The organism is Georgenia satyanarayanai (assembly GCF_900116375.1).
Classification (GTDB): Bacteria; Actinomycetota; Actinomycetes; order Actinomycetales; family Actinomycetaceae; genus Oceanitalea; species Oceanitalea nanhaiensis.
This window is the reverse complement of record NZ_UETB01000003.1, coordinates 237,870-259,082: the sequence shown is the minus strand read 5'-3', so window position 1 is coordinate 259,082 and position 21,213 is coordinate 237,870. Positions and strand designations below refer to the sequence as shown.

15 protein-coding genes are annotated in these 21,213 nt (G+C 73.7%); 8 read left to right on the top strand and 7 right to left on the bottom strand.

The window, feature by feature from the left end:
• The first annotated feature begins 18 nt into the window (after window positions 1-18).
• Together DSZ44_RS06930 and aspA are read left to right on the top strand one after the other, a co-directional pair.
• Entirely contained in the window at window positions 19-1,416 is a 1,398-nt protein-coding gene (locus DSZ44_RS06930) for a class II fumarate hydratase (protein WP_258369290.1), read from the top strand.
• Window positions 1,413-2,933, top strand: coding sequence for an aspartate ammonia-lyase (aspA, locus tag DSZ44_RS06925; protein ID WP_110851939.1), 1,521 nt, complete (start codon window positions 1,413-1,415; stop codon window positions 2,931-2,933). The genes DSZ44_RS06930 and aspA overlap by 4 nt, the downstream gene beginning before the upstream one ends.
• 92 nt (window positions 2,934-3,025) lie before the next feature.
• Here aspA and DSZ44_RS06920 read toward each other — a convergent pair whose 3' ends face one another.
• From DSZ44_RS06920 to DSZ44_RS06910, 3 genes are all read right to left on the bottom strand, one after another.
• Complete coding sequence (locus DSZ44_RS06920) at window positions 3,026-4,213, bottom strand: acetate/propionate family kinase (protein ID WP_110851874.1); 1,188 nt, start codon at window positions 4,211-4,213, stop codon at window positions 3,026-3,028.
• On the bottom strand, window positions 4,210-6,282 hold the full coding sequence (pta, locus tag DSZ44_RS06915; protein WP_110851873.1) for a phosphate acetyltransferase: 2,073 nt from the start codon (window positions 6,280-6,282) through the stop codon (window positions 4,210-4,212). The genes DSZ44_RS06920 and pta overlap by 4 nt, the downstream gene beginning before the upstream one ends.
• Window positions 6,283-6,402: 120 nt before the next feature.
• Window positions 6,403-8,892, bottom strand: coding sequence for a phosphoketolase family protein (locus tag DSZ44_RS06910; protein WP_110851872.1), 2,490 nt, complete (start codon window positions 8,890-8,892; stop codon window positions 6,403-6,405).
• Between the two features lie 112 nt (window positions 8,893-9,004).
• Between DSZ44_RS06910 and DSZ44_RS06905 the strand changes: the two genes are divergently transcribed.
• Complete coding sequence (locus tag DSZ44_RS06905) at window positions 9,005-9,841, top strand: SURF1 family protein (protein WP_146237491.1); 837 nt, start codon at window positions 9,005-9,007, stop codon at window positions 9,839-9,841.
• Here DSZ44_RS06905 and DSZ44_RS06900 read toward each other — a convergent pair.
• Both DSZ44_RS06900 and DSZ44_RS06895 read right to left on the bottom strand, forming a co-directional pair.
• Complete coding sequence (locus DSZ44_RS06900; RefSeq protein WP_110851870.1) at window positions 9,834-11,621, bottom strand: glycerophosphoryl diester phosphodiesterase membrane domain-containing protein; 1,788 nt, start codon at window positions 11,619-11,621, stop codon at window positions 9,834-9,836. The genes DSZ44_RS06905 and DSZ44_RS06900 overlap by 8 nt on opposite strands.
• A gap of 169 nt (window positions 11,622-11,790) precedes the next feature.
• The gene (locus tag DSZ44_RS06895; RefSeq protein ID WP_258369289.1) at window positions 11,791-12,939 is read right to left on the bottom strand and encodes a glycerate kinase; all 1,149 of its coding nucleotides are present in this window, start codon (window positions 12,937-12,939) and stop codon (window positions 11,791-11,793) included.
• 93 nt (window positions 12,940-13,032) lie between these two features.
• Between DSZ44_RS06895 and DSZ44_RS06890 the strand changes: the two genes are divergently transcribed.
• A complete protein-coding gene (locus DSZ44_RS06890) occupies window positions 13,033-13,491 on the top strand; it encodes a nitroreductase family deazaflavin-dependent oxidoreductase (RefSeq protein WP_110851868.1) in 459 nt (152 codons plus the stop codon).
• A gap of 106 nt (window positions 13,492-13,597) precedes the next feature.
• Here DSZ44_RS06890 and DSZ44_RS06885 read toward each other — a convergent pair whose 3' ends face one another.
• Window positions 13,598-15,331 carry an ABC transporter ATP-binding protein gene (locus DSZ44_RS06885; RefSeq protein WP_110851867.1) on the bottom strand — a complete coding sequence of 578 codons (1,734 nt, stop codon included), beginning with the start codon at window positions 15,329-15,331 and terminating at the stop codon, window positions 13,598-13,600.
• Entirely contained in the window at window positions 15,331-17,103 is a 1,773-nt protein-coding gene (locus DSZ44_RS06880; protein WP_110851866.1) for an ABC transporter ATP-binding protein, read from the bottom strand. Before DSZ44_RS06880 ends, DSZ44_RS06885 begins: the two co-directional genes overlap by 1 nt.
• A 107-nt stretch (window positions 17,104-17,210) precedes the next feature.
• On the opposite strand from DSZ44_RS06880, the gene DSZ44_RS06875 reads away from it, so the two are divergent.
• The 4 genes from DSZ44_RS06875 (at window position 17,211) to DSZ44_RS06860 (ending at window position 21,075) form a co-directional block, all read left to right on the top strand.
• A complete protein-coding gene (locus DSZ44_RS06875; RefSeq protein WP_110851865.1) occupies window positions 17,211-17,630 on the top strand; it encodes a DUF3817 domain-containing protein in 420 nt (139 codons plus the stop codon).
• 2 nt (window positions 17,631-17,632) lie between these two features.
• A complete protein-coding gene (gene guaA, locus DSZ44_RS06870) occupies window positions 17,633-19,237 on the top strand; it encodes a glutamine-hydrolyzing GMP synthase (protein ID WP_110851864.1) in 1,605 nt (534 codons plus the stop codon).
• Window positions 19,234-20,403 (top strand): glycosyltransferase family 4 protein, encoded by a 1,170-nt coding sequence (locus tag DSZ44_RS06865; protein ID WP_110851863.1) that lies wholly within the window; start codon window positions 19,234-19,236, stop codon window positions 20,401-20,403. The genes guaA and DSZ44_RS06865 overlap by 4 nt, the downstream gene beginning before the upstream one ends.
• Before the next feature lie 159 nt (window positions 20,404-20,562).
• Window positions 20,563-21,075 carry an aromatic ring-opening dioxygenase LigA gene (locus DSZ44_RS06860; RefSeq protein WP_110851862.1) on the top strand — a complete coding sequence of 171 codons (513 nt, stop codon included), beginning with the start codon at window positions 20,563-20,565 and terminating at the stop codon, window positions 21,073-21,075.
• Window positions 21,076-21,213 lie beyond the last annotated feature (138 nt).

The window sequence follows — 21,213 nt, the reverse complement described above, 5'->3', positions numbered from 1 at the left end:
CCACGTTTTGGAGCAGCAGTGACGCAGGACGAGGCCTTCCGCATCGAGCACGACACCATGGGGGAGGTGCGGGTCCCGCGCGGCGCCCTCTACAGCGCCCAGACGCAGCGCGCCGTGGAGAACTTCGCGATCTCCGGGACGCGCCTGTCGCGTCACCACATCGCTGCCCTCGCGCAGGTCAAGCGCGCCGCGGCGCTCACCAACGCCGAGCTCGGGGTTCTCGAGGAGGACCTCGCGCGGGCCGTCGCCGAGGCCGCCGAGCAGGTCATCGCGGGCGAGCACGACGAGCACTTCCCGGTCGACGTCTTCCAGACCGGCTCGGGCACGTCGTCGAACATGAACACCAACGAGGTCGTCGCGAACATCGCGAGCACGCTGCTGGGGCGCAGCGTCCACCCCAACGACCACGTCAACGCCTCGCAGTCCTCCAACGACGTCTTCCCCTCCTCGATCCACATCGCCGCCACGGCCGCCGTCGTCCACGACCTGCTGCCGGCGCTCGACACCCTCGCGGCGTCCCTGGAGCGCAAGGCCGAGGAGCTCGCCGACGTCGTCAAGTCCGGCCGGACCCACCTCATGGACGCCACGCCGGTGACCCTGGGCCAGGAGTTCGGCGGCTACGCCACCCAGCTGCGCTACGGCATCGCCCGCGTCGAGGCCGCGCTGCCGCGCCTGGCCGAGCTCGCGCTCGGTGGCACCGCCGTCGGGACCGGGATCAACACCCCGGCCGGTTTCGCACCGGCGGCCATCGCGAAGATCGCCGAGAACACCGGTCTGCCGCTCACCGAGGCGACCAACCACTTCGAGGCGCAGAGCGCCCAGGACAGCGCGGTCGAGATGTCGGGAGCGCTGCGCACCGTCGCCGTCTCGCTCGTCAAGATCTGCAACGACCTGCGGTGGATGGGCTCGGGCCCCAACACCGGCCTGGGCGAGATCGCCATCCCCGACCTGCAGCCGGGCTCCTCGATCATGCCCGGCAAGGTCAACCCCGTCATCCCCGAGGCCACGCTCATGGTGAGCGCGCAGGTCATCGGCAACGACGCGACGATCGCCTTCGCCGGCGCCTCGGGCTCCTTCGAGCTCAACGTCATGCTGCCGGTCATCGCGCGCAACCTGCTGGAGTCGATCACCCTGCTCGCAGGCGCGAGCGTCGCGCTGGCCACCCGCACCGTCGACGGCATCACCGCCAACGTCGAGCGGGCCCGCGCCCTCGCGGAGTCCTCCCCGTCCATCGTCACGCCCCTCAACCGGGTCATCGGCTACGAGGCCGCCGCGGCGATCGCCAAGCACGCGGTCAAGAACGGCACGACGATCCGCGAGGCCGTCGAGGAGCTGGGTTACGTCGAGCGCGGGGAGATCAGCCCCGAGCAGCTCGACAGCTCGCTCGACGTCGTCGCGATGACCCGCCCGAACTGATGGCTGCCACCCGGACCGAGGAGGACCTCCTCGGTCAGCGTGAGATCCCCGACGACGTCTACTGGGGTGTCCACACGCTGCGCGCGGTGGAGAACTTCTCCCTGTCCGGCACCCGGGTGCGCGACCTGCCCGACCTCGTGCGCGGGATGGTCCTGGTCAAGAAGGCGTCCGCGCTGACCAACCGCGACCTGCGCACGCTCCCGGTGGAGATCGCCGACGCCATCGTCTGGGCCTGCGACGAGATGCTCGGGACCGGCCGCTGCCTCGACCAGTTCCCCGTGGACGTCTACCAGGGTGGGGCCGGGACCTCGGTCAACATGAACGTCAACGAGGTCATCGCCAACCTCGCCCTCGAGCGGCTCGGTCTGCCCAAGGGCCGCTACGACGTCGTCCACCCCAACGACCACGTCAACAAGAGCCAGTCGACCAACGACGCCTACCCCACGGGCCTGCGCATCGCGACCCACCAGGCCGTCGAGCGGCTCAAGACGCGCCTCGAGGCCCTCGCCGGGACCTTCTCCCACAAGGGGCACGAGTTCTCGCGCGTGCTGAAGATGGGCCGCACCCAGCTCCAGGACGCCGTGCCGATGACCCTGGGCCAGGAGTTCAGCGCCTTCGCGGCACTTCTCACCGAGGAGCTGCTCCACCTCTCCCGGCAGCAGGCGCTCCTCCTCGAGGTCAACCTCGGGGCGACGGCGATCGGGACGGGCCTCAACACCCCGCCCGGGTACACCGTGCGCGCCGTCGCCCACCTCGCCGAGGTGACCGGACTGCCCGTCGTGCGCTCGGAGAACCTCATCGAGGCGACGTCCGACGCCGGCGCCTACGTGTCGATGCACGCCGCGCTCAAGCGGGTGGCGGTCAAGCTCGACAAGATCTGCAACGACCTGCGGCTGCTGTCCTCCGGGCCGCGCGCCGGGCTCGGGGAGATCAACCTGCCCGAGATGCAGGCGGGCTCCTCGATCATGCCGGCGAAGGTCAACCCGGTCATCCCCGAGGTCGTCAACCAGGTGTGCTTCACCGTCATCGGCAACGACACGACCGTGACGATGGCCGCGGCCGCCGGGCAGCTCCAGCTCAACGTCATGGAGCCGGTCATCGCGACGGCCCTGTTCGAGTCGATCTCCCTGCTCACCCGCGCCTGCGACACCCTCGACCGGCGCTGCGTCGCCGGGATCACCGCCAACGAGGAGGTGTGCCGCCGCAACGTCATGAGCTCGATCGGGCTGGTCACCTTCCTCAACCCGATCATCGGGCACCACAACGGGGACCGGGTGGGCCGGGAGGCGGCACGCAGCGGCCGCGGCGTGCGGGAGATCGTCCTCGAGTGGGGGCTGCTCACCGAGGCGGAGGTCGACGACCTCCTCTCGGTGGAGAACCTCATGCGCCCGCGCTACCGGGGCACCTTCTACGGGGAGGACCCCGCCGTCATCGCGCCCACGGCCGACGAGGGGCGCGGCGACGAGGACGCCACCGAGGGCGGAGAGCTCGAGGAGGGGGCCGCCACCGACCGCTGACCTCACCCGCCGAGTACGCACATCCGGTCACGGGCAACCGCTTCCCGGGCCGCTCCAGGTGACTGGATGTGCGTACTCGACGACGAGGGGGGCTACAGCAGGGAGACGGTCTGGCGGGCGATCTCCTGCTCCTCCTTCGTCGGCACGACCAGCACCGTGACGCGCGAACCGTCGGTCGAGACGACCTTCGGCTCGCTCAACCGGCCGGTGTTGCGCGCGGCGTCGAGCTCGATGCCGAGGAACTCCAGCCCGCGCAGCGCCTCGGCGCGGACGATGTCGTCGTTCTCCCCGATGCCGGCGGTGAAGGACAGGACGTCCAGGCCCCCCATGACGGCGGCGTAGGCGCCGACGTACTTGCGCAGCCGGTGGGCGTAGACGTCGAGCGCGAGCCTCGCCCCGGCATCACCGTCCGCGACGAGGGCGTGGACCTCGCGCATGTCGTTCTGGCCCGACAGGCCCTTGAGGCCCGAGCGCCGGTTGAACAGGTCGTCGATCTCGTCGATCGTGAAACCGGCGTTGCGGCTGAGGTGGAAGATGACCGCCGGGTCGATGTCCCCGGTGCGGGTGCCCATGACGAGCCCCTCGAGCGGTGTCATCCCCATCGACGTGTCGACGGCGCGCCCGCCGACGACGGCGGAGGCCGAGGCCCCGTTGCCGAGGTGGAGCACCACCTGGCGCAGCTCCTCGAGCGGGCGGCCGACGACGGTCGCGGCCGTGCGCGAGACGTACTGGTGGGAGGTGCCGTGGGCGCCGTAGCGGCGCACCCGGTACCTCTTGGCCACCTCGCGGTCCAGGGCGTAGGTCGCGGCGGCGTCGGGCAGGTCGGAGAAGAAGGCGGTGTCGAAGACGGCGACGTGCGGGACGTCGGGCAGCAGCTCGCGCGCCACCTGGATCCCGCGCAGGTTCGGCGGGTTGTGGAGGGGGGCGAGCGGGATGAGCTCCTCGATGTCGGCGAGGACCTTCTCGTCGACGAGGGCCGGGCCGGAGTAGCGCGCCCCGCCCTGGACCACGCGGTGCCCGACGGCGACGATCCCGGCGGCACCGAGGTCCGGCCCCACCTCGGCGAAGAGCTCCAGGACGCGGCGCAGGCCCGCGCCGTGGTCGGCGACCGGCTCGGTCAGCCGCGTGTCGACGCCCTCGAAGGTGTGCCGCAGCAGCCCGGCCGCCTCACCGATGCGCTCGACGAGGCCGGAGGCGACGACGACGCCCTCCTCCGGCTCGATCAGCTGGTACTTGATCGAGGAGGAGCCGGAGTTGATGACAAGGACGGTGGTGCTCACTGCTGCTCCTCGCTGGCCTGCGCCTGGATGGCGGTGATGGCCACGGTGTTGACGATGTCCTGGACCAGGGCGCCCCGGGAGAGGTCGTTGACAGGCTTGTTCAGGCCCTGGAGCACCGGCCCGATCGCCACGGCCCCCGCCGAGCGCTGCACGGCCTTGTAGGTGTTGTTGCCCGTGTTGAGGTCGGGGAAGACGAAGACGGTGGCCTTGCCCGCGACGTCGGACTCCGGCAGCTTCGTCTGCGCGACCGAGGCGTCCACGGCGGCGTCGTACTGGATCGGGCCCTCGACGAAGAGGTCGGGCCGGCGCTCGCGGACGAGCTCGGTGGCCGCCCGCACCTTGTCGACGTCGGCGCCGCTGCCCGAGGTGCCCGTGGAGTAGGACAGCATCGCGATCCGCGGGTCGATGCCGAACTGGGCGGAGGTCTCGGCGGAGGAGATCGCGATGTCGGCGAGCTGCTCGGCGTCGGGGTCGGGGTTGACGGCGCAGTCGCCGTAGACGAGCACCCGGTCGGCCAGGCACATGAGGAAGACCGAGGAGACGATCGACGTGCCGGGGCGCGTCTTGATGATCTCGAAGGAGGGCTTGATGGTGTGCGCGGTCGTGTGCTGCGCGCCGGAGACCATGCCGTCCGCGTGGCCGAGGTGGACCATCATCGTGCCGAAGTACGAGACGCTCGGGAGGACCTCCAGCGCCCTCTCCATCGTCATGCCGCGGTGGGCCCGCAGGCGGGTGTACTCCTCGGCGAAGGGCTGCAGCCACTCGCTCGTGCGGGGCTCGATGATCTGGGCGGCCTCGATGTCCAGGCCCAGGTCGCTGGCCCGGTCGCGCACGGCACTCTCGTTGCCGAGGAGCGTGAGGTCGGCGACGCCGCGGGAGAGCAGCGTGCTGGCGGCCCGCAGGATGCGGTCGTCGGTGCCCTCGGGCAGCACGATGTGCTTGCGGTCCCCGCGTGCCCGCTCGAGGAGCTCGGCCTCGAACATGAGCGGGGTGACGACCGAGCTGCGCGGGACGTCGAGCGCCGCGAGGACGGCGTCGCCGTCGACGTTGCGCTCGAAGGCGCTCAGGGCGAGGTCCCGCTTGCGCTGGCTGCCCCGGGAGATGAGGCCGCGGGTGGTCGAGGCGATGCGTGCCGACTCGTAGGTGTTGTGCTCGGTCGTGACGATCGGCAGCGAGCGGCCCAGGCCCTCGACGAGCGTGCGGACCTCCGCGTTGGGCTCGTAGCCGCCGTTGAGGACGATCCCGGCGAGGGAGGGGAAGTTCTGCGACGCGTGTGCCGCCGCGAGCGCGATGAGGACCTCCGAGCGGTCTCCGGCGGCGATGGCGAGCTGGCCCTCCTTGAGCCGCTCGAGGATGTGCTCGACGTTCATCCCGCACACGAGGATCGACTCCGCCTCGCGGGTGAGCAGGTCCTCGTCACCGGCGATGACCGTGCCGTCCAGGGCCGCGACGAGGTCGGCGATCGTCGCGGCCGAGAGGAGCGGGAGCTCGGGGAAGGCCCACACCGGTACGTCCAGGCCTGCGACGGCGGCGCGCACCTCCTCGATCCGCTCGGCCTCGCAGCGGTTGACGGCGACGGCGGCGACGGTCGCGTGGTCGGAGCGCAGCTCGGCCGAGGCGATGTCGACGACCTGCCGGATCTCCTCGATGGTGCGGTCCAGCCCGCGCACCGTGAGCAGCACCGGTGCGCCGATGTTCGCGGCGGCGCGCCCGTTGAAGGAGAGCTCGGCCGGGCCGGCGACGTCGGTGTAGTCCGAGCCGACGACGACGACGATGTCACTGCGCTGCTCGACGGCGTGGAAGCGCTCGACGATCCGCGTGAGGGCCGCCGTCTCGTCGGCGTGGACCTCGTCGTAGGTGACGCCGACGCAGTCCTCGTAGGCGAGGTCGACGCCGTCGTGGGACAGGAGGAGCTCCAGGACGTTGTCCGGCTCGTCCCCGGCGTGGACCACCGGTCGGAAGATGCCGACGCGCTCCACCCGCCTGACGAACAGGTCGACCAGGCCGAGCGCGATGGTCGACTTCCCGGTGTCACCCTCCGGTGAGGCGATGTAGATGCTGCGCGCCACGACGTCTCCTCTCAGTGCTGTGTCGGTGGTCGCCAGTCTCTCCCGGCGGCCGCGGGGGCACCTGGGACTTTGTCCCGGTTGGTCGTGTGTGCCCGGCCACGTCCGGTGCCCCCGGGCGGCTCACGCGTTGTCGCCGCCGGTGTCGTACGTCGGTCCGCCCGAGGCGGTGCCCGTCTCCCCGACGTCGGGCCACTGCCACTCGGCGACCTCGGGGATGTCGGTGCCGTGCTCGCGGGTGTAGCGGCGCGCGGCGAGGCGGGCGTCGGCCATCCGCTGGCGCAGGCCCGCGTACCGCGAGCCCAGCCCCGGCACCCGGTCGATGACGTCCATGACGAGGTGGTAGCGGTCGAGGTCGTTGAGCATGACCATGTCGAAGGGCGTCGTCGTCGTGCCCTCCTCCTTGTAGCCGCGGACGTGGAGGTTGGCGTGGCCCGTGCGCCGGTAGGTGAGGCGGTGGATGAGCCACGGGTAGCCGTGGTAGGCGAAGATCACCGGCCGGTCGGTGGTGAAGACGGTGTCGAAGTCCCGGTTGCTCATCCCGTGCGGGTGCTCCTTCTCGTCCTGGAGCCGCATGAGGTCGACGACGTTGACCACCCGCACCCGCAGCTCGGGCAGGTGCTGGCGCAGGAGGTCGGCGGCGGCGAGCACCTCGATGGTGGGGATGTCACCGGCGCAGACGAGCACGACGTCGGGGTCCTGGCCCTCCTCCTCCGTGCCGGCCCACTCCCAGATGCCCACCCCGCGGTGGCAGTGGTCCTGCGCCTCCTCGATCGTGAGGAAGTCCGGGCCGGGCTGCTTGCCGGCGACGACGACGTTGACGTACTGGCGGGTGCGCAGCACGTGGTCGTAGGTGGCCAGCAGCGTGTTCGTGTCCGGCGGCAGGTAGACGCGCACGATGTCGGCGCCCTTGTTGACGACGTGGTCGATGAAGCCGGGGTCCTGGTGGGAGAAGCCGTTGTGGTCCTGGCGCCACACGTGGGAGGACAGCAGGTAGTTGAGGGAGGCGATGGGCCGGCGCCACTCGAGCTCGTCGGTGACCTTGAGCCACTTCGCGTGCTGGTTGACCATCGAGTCGACGATGTGGATGAAGGCCTCGTAGGACGTGAACAGGCCGTGGCGCCCGGTGAGGAGGTAGCCCTCGAGCCACCCCTGGCACTGGTGCTCGGAGAGGACCTCCATGACGCGGCCCGCGCGAGCGAGGTGCTCCTCGCGGTCCGTGGGCACCATCTCGGCGTTCCACTGCTTGGCGGTGACGTCGTAGACGGCCTGGAGCCGGTTGGAGGCGACCTCGTCCGGGCCGAAGAGCCGGAAGTTGTCCGGGTTGCGGCGGATGACCTCGGTGAGCCACTGGCCCAGCACCCGGGTTGCCTCGGTGACGGCGCCGCCGGGGGAGGGGACGTCGACGGCGAAGTCCCGCATGTCCGGCAGGCGCAGGTCCCGCAGGAGCAGGCCGCCGTTCGTGCTCGGGTTGTCGCTCATCCGCAGCTGGCCGGCGGGGGCGAGCGCGGCGACGTCGTCGACGAGGTGGCCGTCGGCGTCGAAGAGCTCCTCGGGGCGGTAGCCGCGCATCCAGTCCTCGAGGACCTTCATGTGCTCGGGGGTGTCGCGCGCGCTGGACAGCGGCACCTGGTGGGAGCGCCACGAGCCCTCGACCTGCTGGCCGTCGATGACCTTCGGGCAGGTCCAGCCCTTGGGGGTGCGCATGACGATCATCGGCCACTGCGGCCGCTCGACCTCCTCCGGCTCGGTCTGCGCGGCTCGCTGCTTGATCTCGGCGATCTCGTCGAGGACCTCGTCGAGCAGCGCGGCGAACCGTGCGTGGACCGAGGCCGGCTCCTCGTCGTCGAAGCCCGCGGTGAACACGTAGGGCCGGTGGCCGTAGCCGCGCATGAGGTCGGTGAGCTCGTCCTCCTCGATGCGGGCGAGCACCGTGGGGTTGGCGATCTTGTACCCGTTGAGGTGGAGGACGGGCAGGACGACGCCGTCGGTGCGGGGGTTGACGAACTTCGTCGAGTGCCAGCTCGTCGCGAGCGGCCCGGTCTCCGCCTCGCCGTCGCCGACGACGGCGAGGACGAGGAGGTCGGGGTTGTCGAAGGCGGCGCCGTAGGCGTGGGACAGGGCGTAGCCGAGCTCGCCGCCCTCGTGGATGGAGCCGGGCGTCTCGGGGGCCACGTGGGAGGGGATGCCGCCGGGGAAGGAGAACTGCCGGAAGAGCCGCCGCAGGCCCTCGGCGTCCTGGGTGATGTCGGAGTAGACCTCGGAGTAGGTGCCCTCGAGGTAGGTGTTGGCGACGAGGCCGGGCCCGCCGTGGCCGGGGCCGGTGATGTACATCATCGGCTGCTCGCGGTCCTGGATGGCGCGGTTGGCGTGGGCGTAGAGGAAGTTGAGCCCGGGTGTGGTGCCCCAGTGGCCGAGGAGGCGGGGCTTGACGTGCTCGGGACGTAGCGGCTCGCGCAGCAGCGGGTTGTCGAGGAGGTAGATCTGGCCGACAGACAGGTAGTTCGCCGCGCGCCACCAGGCGTCGAGGCGGGCGAGGGTCTCGTCGTCCACGGAGGGACGCGTGCGGCGGCGCCACGCGCCGGTCGTGACGGGGACGGAGGCAGTACTCATGGGGCAGCTCCCTTGTCGGTGGTCGCTTCCCAGCCTTGCGGTCTTTGGGCGCACGAGCCACCGGAGAAGGTCCTAGGCCCGTGCGGTCCGCGGGGCGAACTACCCTGGGAACGTGCCCCCCACCGCCCAGCGTGCCGACGCCCGCGACTGGCTGCGGGCGGCGACGACGAGACGGATGCTCGTCCTCCTGCTGCTCGTCGTCGTCGTGGCCTCGGTGTGCACGCGTCTGGGCTTCTGGCAGCTGGACCGCGCCGGGATCCGCGGGCAGGAGGCCGCGCGGATCGAGCGTGAGGAGCTCATGGCCGCGCCGGCCGTGCCGATCACCGAGGTGCTCGCCCCGCAGACCGCCTTCGGCGCGGAGCACTTCGGGCGCCGGGTCAGCCTCGAGGGCCGCTTCGACCCCGAGCAGCAGGTCCTCGTGGCCGGCCGCACCGTCGGCGGGCGGGACGCCCTCATGGTCGTCACGGCCTTCCACGTCGACGGCGGCCCGCACGACGGCGCGATCATGCCGGTCCTGCGCGGCTGGCTGCGGACCGCGGACCGGCTGGAGGCGGGTGCCGCGGGCGGGACGGACGTGACGGCCCCGCCACCGACCGCCCGGCTGGAGATCGTCGGGGTGCTGAGCGACTCCGAGGCCGCGGGGGAGTCCGGCCTGCCCGAGGGGTTCGCCGGCGGCATCAGCGCCGGGGAGCTCGCGGGCCTGTGGGGGACACCCATGTACAGCGCCTACCTCGTCCTGGAGGAGCCCGCGCAGCCCGGCGGTCTCGCCCCGGCGCCGTCCCCCGTGGACGAGCTCGACGTCGACCCGAACCTCCAGAGTCTGGCCTACGCCGTCGAGTGGTGGGCCTTCGCGCTGTTCGCCGTCGTCTTCTGGGTCAAGATCCTGCGCGACGACGTGCGCGAGGGACGTCTGGCCCAGGCGGACCGGGCGCGCGCCCCGCTCAGCTGACGAGGTCGCGCACGGCGTCCGCAAGGCGGTCCGACACGCCGGTCTCCGCGGCGACCGCGGCGCGCTGCTCGAGCGCTGTGCCGGGGGCCGAGGTGATGAGCCCGTCGACGCCGTCCCTCGTGAAGACCCGGACCTGCCGAGGGTCGGTGACGGTCCAGACGAACACCTGCACGCCCGCGGTGTGTGCCTGCCGCAGCAGCTCCGGGGAGTAGGAGCCCTGCTCGATGGTGAGGAAGTCGGTGGCGCCCGGGTCCAGGCGTCCGCGGAGGATGGCAACGACACCACCGGCTCGCACGTGGGGGAAGCGGGTCTCGATCTCCGTCACGGTGCGGGGGGCGAGCGCCTGGACGTAGGAGCTGTCCGCGAGACCGTGGGTCTCCAGGACGGCGACGACGTCACCGACGGGGTCACCGCGCTCACGGCCGTGCTCCTTGATCTCGACGAGCAGCGGGACGTCCAGCTCGGCCGCGCGCGCGGCGAAGGCGGCAAAGCTGGGGATGGTCGACTCGTGGCCCGCCTGACGCACCGTCGTCGCGGTGAGCTGCGCCGTCGTCAGGTCAGCGACGCCGCGGTCGATCCCCGCGAGTCGGCCCAGGGTGGTGTCGTGGAAGACGACGAGCCCGCCGTCGGCGGCCTGGACGACGTCGAGCTCGACGACGTCGACGCCGAGACGGGCCGCCGCCTCCAGCGACTCGAGGGTGTTCTCCACGGCGCCGTCGGTCGCCCCGCGATGGGCGATGACGAGCGTGGTCTGCTCGGGGACGGCGGTGAGGCCGGCCGCGGCGACGACGGCGGCCCCGGTGACGAGGGCACCGGCGACGACCACCGCGACCGTCTGCGGCGCCCCGGCAGGTGCGGGCCCCGCGCCGACCACCGGTGGGTGCACCGAGAGCAGGGTGAGCAGCGCGACGGCGACGACGGCCGCGGCCAGCCCGCCACCCGCCACGACGACGGTCTGGGCGAGGGCGAGCGCGAGACCGGCCACGACCGGCGAGGCAGCCGGCCACAGGGCGTCGGCGACCCTGGTGGCGGTGACGGCCCCGGCGGCGAGCGCGGCGACGCAGAGCGCCGCGAGGACCCACAGTGCTCCCGCGGCCGCTGCCAGCGGAACGGCACGGCCCCTGGTGGCGCGCCAGCTCTCGACGACGGCGGCGGCAGGCGTGCGGCCGGACGCCAGGACGGCCGTGGGCAGGAGCAGGAGCCGGAGGTTGAGGTACCAGAGCAGGAGGAGGGCACCCAGCCACGCCGCTGTCCCCGTCGGCGTCTTGCGCAGCTCGCCGGCGACGAAGGCCGGCACCTCCAGGGCACGGACGAACGAGGCGCCGAGCGCGAAGCCGCCGAGGGGTGCGACGACGAGCAGGTAGAGCGCGAGGATCGCGAGCTGCGGCCCGACGGCGCGGCGCACGGCCGCGGCTCCCTGGCCGGCCAGGTCGCGCAGCCTCGGGACGCGTCCGGCGGTGAGCTCGCGGGCGAGCAGGACGAAGGCGGCGTGCTGGAGGAGCGCGGCGGAGGTGGCGACGACGGCGAGGACGAGGAGGAGGAGGACCGCCACCGGATGGCGCAGCACCTGGCCGAGGCTCGCCTCGGTCAGGGCGGGGACGCCCGCGGCGCGCAGGGCCGCACGGAGCAGCAGGGCGACGGCAGGACCGGCGACGAGCGCCGTGAGGAGCTGGAAGGTGACGCCCGCCCGGAGCCAGGTCCGCCAGTGCGCGGCGACCACTCGCAGGCCTGCCCGGCCCGCATCGCGCAGCGACGGGGACGGCCGCGAGTCCTGAGTCACGGCCGGCGGACCCGCTGAGGCGTCACCCCAGGCAGGCTCGGGGGACGCGCCCCGGGCCTCGTTGCCGCGGCGCCGAGGACCCCATCACGCTCTCCTCGCGTCCAGGGGTGGTGTGCGCCACATTAGCGCAACGGCCCGCCTGCGCCCCGGCGCGGCCGGCGTGCGTGGGTCAGAGCCGGTGGTGGAGCAGTGTGCAGGCGTCGGCGGTGGTGGCCTCGACGAGCAGGGGCGTGCGCGCGGCGAGTGCGCTCAGGTCGACCGGCCCCGACGTGATCGGCAGGGCGGCCGTCAGGCCCGCGGCACGCACCTGGGCCGGTGACAGCTCCACCCGCCCGGCGACGACGACGACGGCGCAACCGGGCGGTGTGAGCGCCCGGACGGCGGCGACGACCTTCCCGGAGAGGGACTGCTCGTCCAGGCAGCCCTCGCCGGTGAGGACGAGGTCCGCGTCGGCCAGCGCCGCGGGCAGTCCGACCGCGTCGGCGACGAGCGAGGAGCCGGGCTCCGTGCGGGCGCCGAGCAGGGCGCCGAGCGAGAGGGGAAGGCCGCCGGCCGCGCCGCACCCGGGTGTCCGGGCGAGCTCCTCGGCGTCGAGGACCTGCGCGAGGTGGTCGAGCCCGCGCTCGAGCCGCTCGACCTCCTCCGGGCCGGCGCCCTTCTGCGGCGCGAAGACCCGCGCGGCTCCGCGCGGGCCGAGGAGCGGGTTGTCGACGTCGACGGCCACCCGCCACCGCACCGTCCGTGCCCGCGGGTGCAGCCCGGCGAGGTCGACGGACGCGACCTCGGACAGGCCGGCGCCGCCGGGCGGGACCGGAGCGCCGTCGTCGTCGAGAAACCGGGCACCGAGGGCGGAGAGGAGGCCGGTCCCGCCGTCGGTGGAGGCGGAGCCGCCCAGGCCGAGGATGATCTCGTCGGCGCCGTCGTCGAGGGTGGCACGGACGAGCTCACCGGCGCCGCGACTGTCCGCGCGCAGTGGCTGGAGGGCGACATCGGTGACGTGCGGCAGGCCGGTGCCCTCGGCGGTCTCGACGACGGCGGTGCCCCCGGCCAGCCCGTAGCGGCCCGTGCGCGGGCGCCCCAGCGCGTCGTGGACGGCGGCGGTGCGGACGGCGCCGCCCAGGGCGGCGACGACGGCGTCGAGGGTGCCCTCACCGCCGTCGGCCATGGGGATCTCGCGGACGTCCGCTGCCGGGCCGAGGGCCCTGCGCACCCCGCGCGCCATCGCCGAGGCGACGGCGGCAGCGCTCGCGGTCCCCTTGAAGGAGTCCGGTGCCACGACGACGACGACCACTGCGTCACCCCCCACCCGTTCCGTCACGTACGAGGCAGCGTAGGGCGGGCCAGGGGGTTTCGCCGTCGTGCGCCCGCACAGGCCTGGTCCGCGAGCGGGACGACCGGTCACGATGGACGGATGAGCTCTCCGCGCCGCATCCCCCGACCGCTCGCCCGAGCACCCGTCCGGGTCTTCCGGCTCGGCGCCGGCGGGGTGTTCGGCGGACGTCTCGTCATGGTCGAGCACCGCGGCCGGACGTCGGGGCGTGTCAGGCAGGTCGTGCTGGAGACGGTGGCCCGGCAGGGGCCGGCGCACGTCGTCGTCTCCGGGTACGGCTGGTCGGCCCAGTGGCTGCGCAACGTCCACGCCGACCCACGCGTCCGCCTCTGGTCGGGGTGGGGGCGTGGCCGCGCCGCCCGCGCCGAGATCCTCCCGCCCGAGGAGGCGCGCGCCGTGATCGCGCGGTACCGCCGCGAGCACCCGGCCGCGGCGAAGGCCCTGGGTCGGGCCCTCCGCCTCGCGCCGCTCCGGTCGGGCACGCCTCTCCCGCCCGACGTCAGCGCCCGCCTCCCCGTCGTCCGCATCACGCCCCGCTGAGCGGCCCAGCGCCCACCACAGCTCCGCACCCGGGCGATGCGTGCACGGGGGGCGCCGGGCTCCCGACGCGGAGCTCTGCCGTGTGCGGACCCCCGGGACGGGGCGGTCAGTCCTGCTGCCAGGACCGCCACAGGGAGGCGTACTCGCCGTCGGCGGCGACGAGCTCGTCGTGAGGGCCGATCTCGGCGATGCGGCCGGCCTCCATGACGGCGACGCGGTCGGCGTCGTGCGCGGTGTGCAGGCGGTGGGCGATCGCCACGACCGTGCGACCGGTGAGCAGCGCGGACAGCGAGCGCTCCAGGTGCCGGGCCGCGCGCGGGTCGAGCAGGGAGGTGGCCTCGTCGAGCACGAGGGTGTGCGGGTCGAGGAGCACGAGCCGCGCGAGCGCGAGCTGCTGGGCCTGCGCGGGCGTCAACGTCACGCCTCCCGAGCCGACGGCCGTCTCCATGCCCTCGGGCAGCGCCGCCACCCAGTCGCCGGCGTCGACGGCCGCGAGGGCGCGGGCGAGCTCGGCGTCGTCGGCGTCGTGCTTGGCCAGCCGCAGGTTGTCGGCGACCGACCCGACGAAGACGTGGTGCTCCTGGGTGACGAGCGCGACGTGCCGGCGCAGCTCCTCCTCGGGCAGGTCGACGAGCGGCACGCCGTCGATCGTCACGCGTCCACCGGTGGGCGGGTGGATGCCGGCGAGCATGCGCCCGAAGGTCGACTTGCCCGCCCCGGACGGGCCGACGATCGCCAGCCGCTCACCGGGCGCGAGGGTGAGGTCGATGCCGTGGAGCACGTCCTCGCCGTCGCGGTAGGCGTAGCGCACCTCGCGGGCGCGCACGTCCTCGCGCTCGGGTCGCGCGGTGCCGGCCTCGCGGTCGGGCGGGACGAGCTCGATGCCGACGATCCGCGCGAGGCTCGCCGTCGCGACCTGGATCTCGTCCACCCACATGAGCAGCTCGAAGAGCGGGCCGCGGACCTGGATGACGTACAGCGCCACCGTGGTGACCGCGCCCAGGGTGACGAGGTCGGCGCCCACGAGGTGCGCGCCCCACAGCACGACGGCGGCGACCGGCAGGGCGAAGGACGTGACGAGCCAGAAGAACACCGACATCCGCAGGCGCAGCGTCACCTTCTCGGTGTCCCACGCGGCGGCGACGACGGCGTCGGCCCGCCGGCGGCGCTGGTGGCCCAGCGCGAGCGCGTCGACCGTCGCGGCGTGCTCGACGGACTCGGTGAGCACCCCGTTGAGGTCGGCGTAGGCGGCGGCGTTCTCCCGGTAGGCGGGCGCCGAGCGGCGCAGGTAGCGGCGGGTGGCGAGCGCGAGCACCGGCAGCCCGACGAGCATCGCCAGCGCCACGAGCGGGGAGGCGAGCAGTGCCGCGCCGAAGGTGAGCGCGATCGTCGTCGTCGTCACGAGGACGCGGGGGACGCCGAAGCGCACCGCCCACTGCACCCGGTCGATGTCGTTGGTGGTCCGTCCGAGCAGGTCGCCGGTGCCGGCGCGCTCGACGGTCGACAGCGGCAGGTGGGTGACGCCGGAGAGGAAGCGCTCGCGCAGCTCGGCGAAGACCTCCTCGCCGAGCACCATCGCGCTGCGCTGGGCGTAGCGGGTGACGAGCGCCTGGAGGAGGACCACGCCCACGAGCCACAGGGCGACGGTGTCGACGTAGCGGCGGGTGGTGCCGGCGACGACGGCGTCGACGAGCCCGCCGAGCAGCCACGGCAGGGCGAGCGCGGCGACCGCGGCCAGGGCCTGGAGGACGACGACGGCGGCGAGCGGACGCCGGTGGGAACGCAGCAGGCGCCCGGCGAAGGCGCGCACGCGCGGGGAGTCGGCGACGGGCAGCTGCATCAGACCACCTCCGTGGTGAGGGACCGGCCGACGACGGCGTGGTAGGCCTGCGCGTCCGGCTCACCGGCCGCGGCGCGGGCCAGCAGGTCCCGGTGGTGGCCGCGGGCGCGCACGGCGCCGTCGTCGAGGAGGACGACCTCGTCGGCGTGCTCGAGGACGAGCGGGGAGGCGGTGAGGACGACGGTGGTGCGACCACGACGGTACTCGGCCAGCCGGGCGGCGATCCGCGCCTCGGTGTGCGCGTCGACGGCGCTGGTCGGCTCCACGAGGACGAGCACCTGGGGCTCGGTGAGCAGCGCGCGGGCGAGCGCGACTCGCTGGCGCTGACCGCCGGACAGGGAGCGGCCCTTCTCGGTGATCTCCCCATCCAGGCCCTCGGGCAGGGACTCCAGGACGTCGTGCGCGTCGGCCGTGTGGAGGGCGCGGAGGAGGGCGGCGTCGTCCAGGCCGTCCTCGCGGGCGTCGAGCGCCGCGCGCAGCGGGCCGGTGAACAGCTGCGGGGTGGAGGAGGTGACGACGACGCGGTGGCGGACCTCGGCGAGCGGCAGCTCACGCAGCGGTACGCCGTCGAGCAGCACCTCGCTGGTGCTGCGGTCGTCCAGCCGCCCGAGCCGGCTCGCCACCGCCTCGGCCTCCCCGGGCCGCGGGGTGACGACGGCGGTGAGCGCACCCGGCCGGGGCGCGAGCCCGGTGAGGGTGTCGACGAGCGTGCCCGGCGTGGACGGGACCGTGGGGCGGGGCAGCGAGTCGGCGGCCTCGGACTCGGCGAGCGTCCCCGCCTCCGGGGTCACCGACAGGACGCCGGTGATCTTGCGGGCGGCGACGCGGCCGCGGGTGAGGAAGTTGATGAACTGGGTGACCCAGCGCAGCGGCTCGGTCAGGTAGGCGGTGAAGCCGTAGAAGGTGACGAGCTGGCCGGGGGAGATCTCCCCGGTGACCGCGAGCCGGGCCCCGAGCCAGACGACGCAGGCGACGAACAGGCCGGGCAGGAGGATCTGGAGCGCCTCGAGCACCGAGGACAGCCCGGCGACCCGCACCCCGGCCCGCCGCACCCGCTGCGACTGGGCGCGGTAGCGCTCGGCGAAGACGTCCTCACCGCCGATCCCGCGCAGGATCCGCAGGCCGGAGACGGTGTCGGTCGCGAGCGTGGCGAGGCGGCCGGCCGCGTCGCGCTGCTCCTTCTGCCGGGCCTGGAGCGGCTTGATGAGGAAGGACACGACGACGGTGACAACGGGCAGGCCCAGCGCGACGACGACCCCGAGCGTGGGGGACTGCTGGAGCATGTAGACGGTGACGGCGAGGTAGCCGACGAGCCCGCCGACGAAGGCGGGCAGCAGCTCGAGGACGTTGCCGACCTGGAAGGAGTCGTTGGCGACGGCGCTGACGACCTCACCGGTGGGCAGCTCCTCACCGATCGCCGGCCCGGTCCGGGTGACGTGGTGCCCCACGAGGCGGGAGGCGCTGAAGGCGCCGTGCAGCCAGCCGCCGACCTCGGCGGCGTGGCCGACGCTCGTCGCGACGGCGCTGAGGAGCCCGATCCCCACGAGCGCGAGGGCCAGCCACAGGAGCCGGGTGGAGACGCCGTCGGTGAGGCCGCTGTCCAGGGCCGTGCCCAGGACGAGGGGCACCGCGGCCCCCGCGAGGGAGACGACGGCGGCGAGGAGGCAGCCGACCAGCAGGGCGGGCCAGGCGCCACGGGCCGCCCAGGCGAGGAAGGCGGTGGGCGCACCGAGAGGGGGGTGACCGGGGTGGCCGGTCGGGACGTCGAGCACGGGCTGAGCCTAGGTGTCGGCGAGGACACGGGGCAGCCTGTTTTCCGCCGTCGACGGCGCCTGAGACACTGGGGGTGAGTCCGCACGGGCGGGCGCGAGGAGGACGCATGAGCGAGGAGACCACGGCCGCATCGGGGACCGTACCGGGTGCGGCCCTGCGGGCGGAGCGCGAGCGCAAGGCACGCGGCGCCTGGAGGTTCTACCGGGCCATGGCATTTGTCACAGGTGTGATGCTGCTGCTCCTGTGCGTGGAGATGGTCCTGGTCTACCTCGTGGGGGTGGGGCCGGAGGTCGAGTCGTGGATCGGGTGGATCCCCTTCGCGCACGGCTGGATCTACGTCGTCTACCTCGTCAGCGTGCTCAACCTGTGGTCGGCGATGCGCTGGGGCCTGGGCCGGATGGCGGCCCTCGTCGTCGCCGGTGTGGTCCCCGTCCTGTCCTTCGTCATGGAGCACCGCGCGCAGGGCTGGTTCGAGACGGACCTGCCCGACGTCGTCGCCCGCCCCACGGCTACCCTGGCGAGGTGAGCATGAGCGACGCCCCGACCGACGCCCCGACCACCGCCGAGCGCGCGGCCACGCCGCAGCCCGTCCTCGTCGTCGACTTCGGCGCCCAGTACGCCCAGCTCATCGCGCGCCGGGTGCGCGAGGCCGGGGTGTACTCCGAGATCGTCCCCCACACCATGGCCGTCGAGCGGGTCCTGGAGAAGGACCCCGCCGCGATCATCCTCTCCGGCGGTCCGTCCTCGGTCTACGCCGAGGACGCCCCGGGCGTGGACCCCGCGCTCTTCACCGCCGGTGTCCCGGTCCTCGGCATCTGCTACGGCTTCCAGGCGATGGCCTCGGCGCTCGGCGGCACCGTCGCGCGTACCGGTGACCGCGAGTACGGCGCGACCGTCGTCGAGCTGCGCGGCAGCGGGTCCCTCCTCGAGGGCACGCCCGAGCGTCAGCAGGTGTGGATGAGCCACGGCGACGCCGTCCAGGAGGCGCCGGAGGGCTTCGAGGTCCTCGCGACCTCCCCGGGCGCCCCCGTCGCGGCCTTCGAGGACCGCGGACGGCGCCTCTTCGGGGTGCAGTGGCACCCCGAGGTCAAGCACTCCGACTTCGGGCAGGCCGCCCTCGAGCGCTTCCTCTACGACGGCGCGGGCCTCCAGCCCACGTGGACCGCCGGCAACGTCATCGCCGAGCAGGTCGCCGCGATCCGCGCCCAGGTCGGTGACGCCCGCGTCATCTGCGGCCTCTCCGGCGGGGTCGACTCCTCCGTCGCCGCGGCGCTCGTCCAGAAGGCCGTCGGGGACCAGCTCACCTGCGTCTTCGTCGACCACGGCCTGCTGCGTGCCGGCGAGGCCGAGCAGGTGGAGCAGGACTTCGTCGCCGCCACCGGCGTCAACCTCAAGGTCGTCGACGCGACCGAGCAGTTCCTCTCCGCGCTCGCCGGGGTCACCGACCCCGAGGCCAAGCGCAAGATCATCGGCCGCGAGTTCATCCGCACCTTCGAGGCGGCCGCCCGCGAGATCGTCGAGGAGGCCGGCCAGGACGAGGAGGTCCGCTTCCTCGTCCAGGGCACCCTCTACCCCGACGTCGTCGAGTCCGGCGGCGGTGAGGGCGCCGCGAACATCAAGTCCCACCACAACGTCGGCGGCCTGCCCGAGGACCTGCAGTTCGAGCTCGTCGAGCCGTTGCGCACCCTGTTCAAGGACGAGGTCCGCGCCGTCGGGCTCGAGCTCGGTGTGCCGGAGGGGATCGTGTGGCGTCAGCCCTTCCCCGGCCCCGGCCTGGGTATCCGCATCGTCGGTGCCGTCGACGCCGATCGGCTCGCCGTGCTGCGCGCCGCGGACGCGATCGCCCGCGAGGAGCTCACCGCCGCCGGCCTGGACCGCGACATCTGGCAGTGCCCGGTGGTCCTCCTCGCCGACGTCCGCTCCGTGGGCGTCCAGGGGGACGGCCGTACCTACGGCCACCCGATCGTGCTGCGCCCGGTGAGCTCGGAGGACGCGATGACCGCCGACTGGTCACGCCTGCCCTACGAGGTCCTGGCCCGCATCTCCAGCCGTATCACCAACGAGGTCCCCGAGGTCAACCGGGTGGTCCTCGACGTCACGAGCAAGCCGCCGGGCACCATCGAGTGGGAGTGAGGGTCCTCCACGTCTCGGACTGCTTCCCGCCACGCACCGGAGGCATCGAGACGCAGGTCCACGACCTCGCCGTCGCCCAGGCGCGTGCCGGCCATGCCGTCCACGTCGCGACGGCGACGGCCGGCGCGGACGGGGCACTACGCGCCACGCGGGTGCTGGACTCCGGGGTGCGCGTGCACCGGATGGCCTCCGCCCTCGCCCTCGGGCTGCCCGTCAACCCGCGCGGCACGTGGCTGCTGCGGGACGCGGTCGAGCGGCTGCGTCCCGACGTCGTCCACGTCCACGCCGGGGTCGTCTCGCCCTTCGCCCTCGACGGCGTGACCGCCGCGCACCTCACCGGCGTGCCGCTCGCCATCACCTGGCACTGCATGCTCGACGGCGTGGTCGCCGGCTTCGGTGCGCTCGCCCGGCGCAGCGGGACGCTGCGCTCGCGGGCGGCGGTCTCGGCGGTGTCGAGCGCCGCGGGGGAGCGCGTGGCGCGGATGCTGGGTCGCGAGGACGTCTCCGTCCTGCCGAACGGCCTCACCCTCGACGACTGGCTGCCCCAGGAGCCGCCACGTGCGAGCGACGGCACGCTGCGGCTCGTCGCCACCCAGCGGCTCGCGCCGCGCAAGCGCCCCGCGCCGCTCGTCGAGGTCGTCGCCGCCGCTCACCGCCGCCTCGGGCCCGGTACCGGTGGTGCGCCCCGCGTGCACCTCACCCTCATCGGAGCGGGGCCCGAGGAGCGCCGCGTGCGCGCGCTCGTCGAGCGGCTCGGTCTCCACGACGTCGTCACCCTCACCGGCGGCCTGCCCCGCGAGGAGCTCCGCACCCGCTACGCCGCGGAGGACGTCTTCGTCGCCCCGGCGCGTCTCGAGGCCTTCGGCATCGCCGGGCTGGAGGCGCGCGCGGCCGGGCTGCCGGTCGTCGCGGGCCGCGGCACGGGGCCCGGCGAGTACGTCTCCGACGGCGTCGACGGGCTCCTCACGGCCGACCGGTCCGACGGGCTGGACGACGCCGCCGCCGACGCGGCCCTCACCCACGCCGTCGTCCGGCTGGCCGAGGACGGCGCGCTCCTGCGGCGCCTGCGCGAGCACGCGCACGCCACGCCCCCGCCCTTCGACTGGGCCGACGTCCTCAGCGCCTGCGACGAGCTGTACGCACGCGCGCTCTCCGGTCGCGACTGATCCGCCGCCCGCCGTGACGCGGGTCACCCCAGCGCCTGGGCGCCGGCGCCCGGCCCTGGGACCATGGGCCCGGAAAGCGGACATTCCGGAATGCCAGGATTGTCCTCAGAAGCCCAGAACGGGCCTCACGGCAAAGAGCCACTCTGAAAGGACCACACCATGAGCACCACCCGCGGCACCGGCATCGCCCGCATCGCCAGCATCCTCGCGATCGTCGCCGGAATCGTCTTCATCGTCGCAGGCGGCGTCACCTGGGGCATGGTGACGAGCCAGCTCAAGGCCGAGAACATCACCGTCCCGGAGGACGCCGCGTTCCTCGCCGGCGCCGAGGTCCAGGGTCCCTTCTCCGCCTACGCGCAGGCCGACATCATCAACACCCACGCGCTGGCCGGCACCGAGGGCCGCACCTACGCCGAGCTCGGCGCCGCGATGCGTGAGGTCGAGGCGGGCAGCCCGGAGCACACCGAGCTCCAGGCCCAGCGCGACTCCGTGATGAACGCGTCCTTCCTCCGCGCCTCGCTCTTCACCTCGGTCGTCTCCTACGGTGTCGCCGCCCTCGTCATCGGCCTCGGCGCCCTGCTCATCGTCATCGGTCTGGGCATGAACCAGCTCTCCAAGGCCACCGTGGCCGTCGAGCCGGCCCGTGAGCCGGTCCGCCAGCCCGTCGCCTAGCTCCACCACACGCCGAGAGCCGGACTCCTCCACGAGGAGCCCGGCTCTCGGCATGTCCGCCCCCGCTCCACCGGTCCTGCCGAGCGCTGACCTGCTCCGTGCGGGCTGGAAGAGCTCAGCTCTCGGCGGGGGGTGGGG

Coding starts and splice junctions, on each gene's coding strand:
- DSZ44_RS06890 (WP_110851868.1), top strand. CDS start 13,033: ATGAGCTCTCCGCGCCGCATCCCCCGACCGCTCGCCCGAGCACCCGTC.
- guaA (WP_110851864.1), top strand. CDS start 17,633: ATGAGCGACGCCCCGACCGACGCCCCGACCACCGCCGAGCGCGCGGCC.
- DSZ44_RS06860 (WP_110851862.1), top strand. CDS start 20,563: ATGAGCACCACCCGCGGCACCGGCATCGCCCGCATCGCCAGCATCCTC.
- DSZ44_RS06910 (WP_110851872.1), bottom strand. CDS start 8,892: ATGAGTACTGCCTCCGTCCCCGTCACGACCGGCGCGTGGCGCCGCCGC.
- DSZ44_RS06885 (WP_110851867.1), bottom strand. CDS start 15,331: ATGCAGCTGCCCGTCGCCGACTCCCCGCGCGTGCGCGCCTTCGCCGGG.
- DSZ44_RS06875 (WP_110851865.1), top strand. CDS start 17,211: ATGAGCGAGGAGACCACGGCCGCATCGGGGACCGTACCGGGTGCGGCC.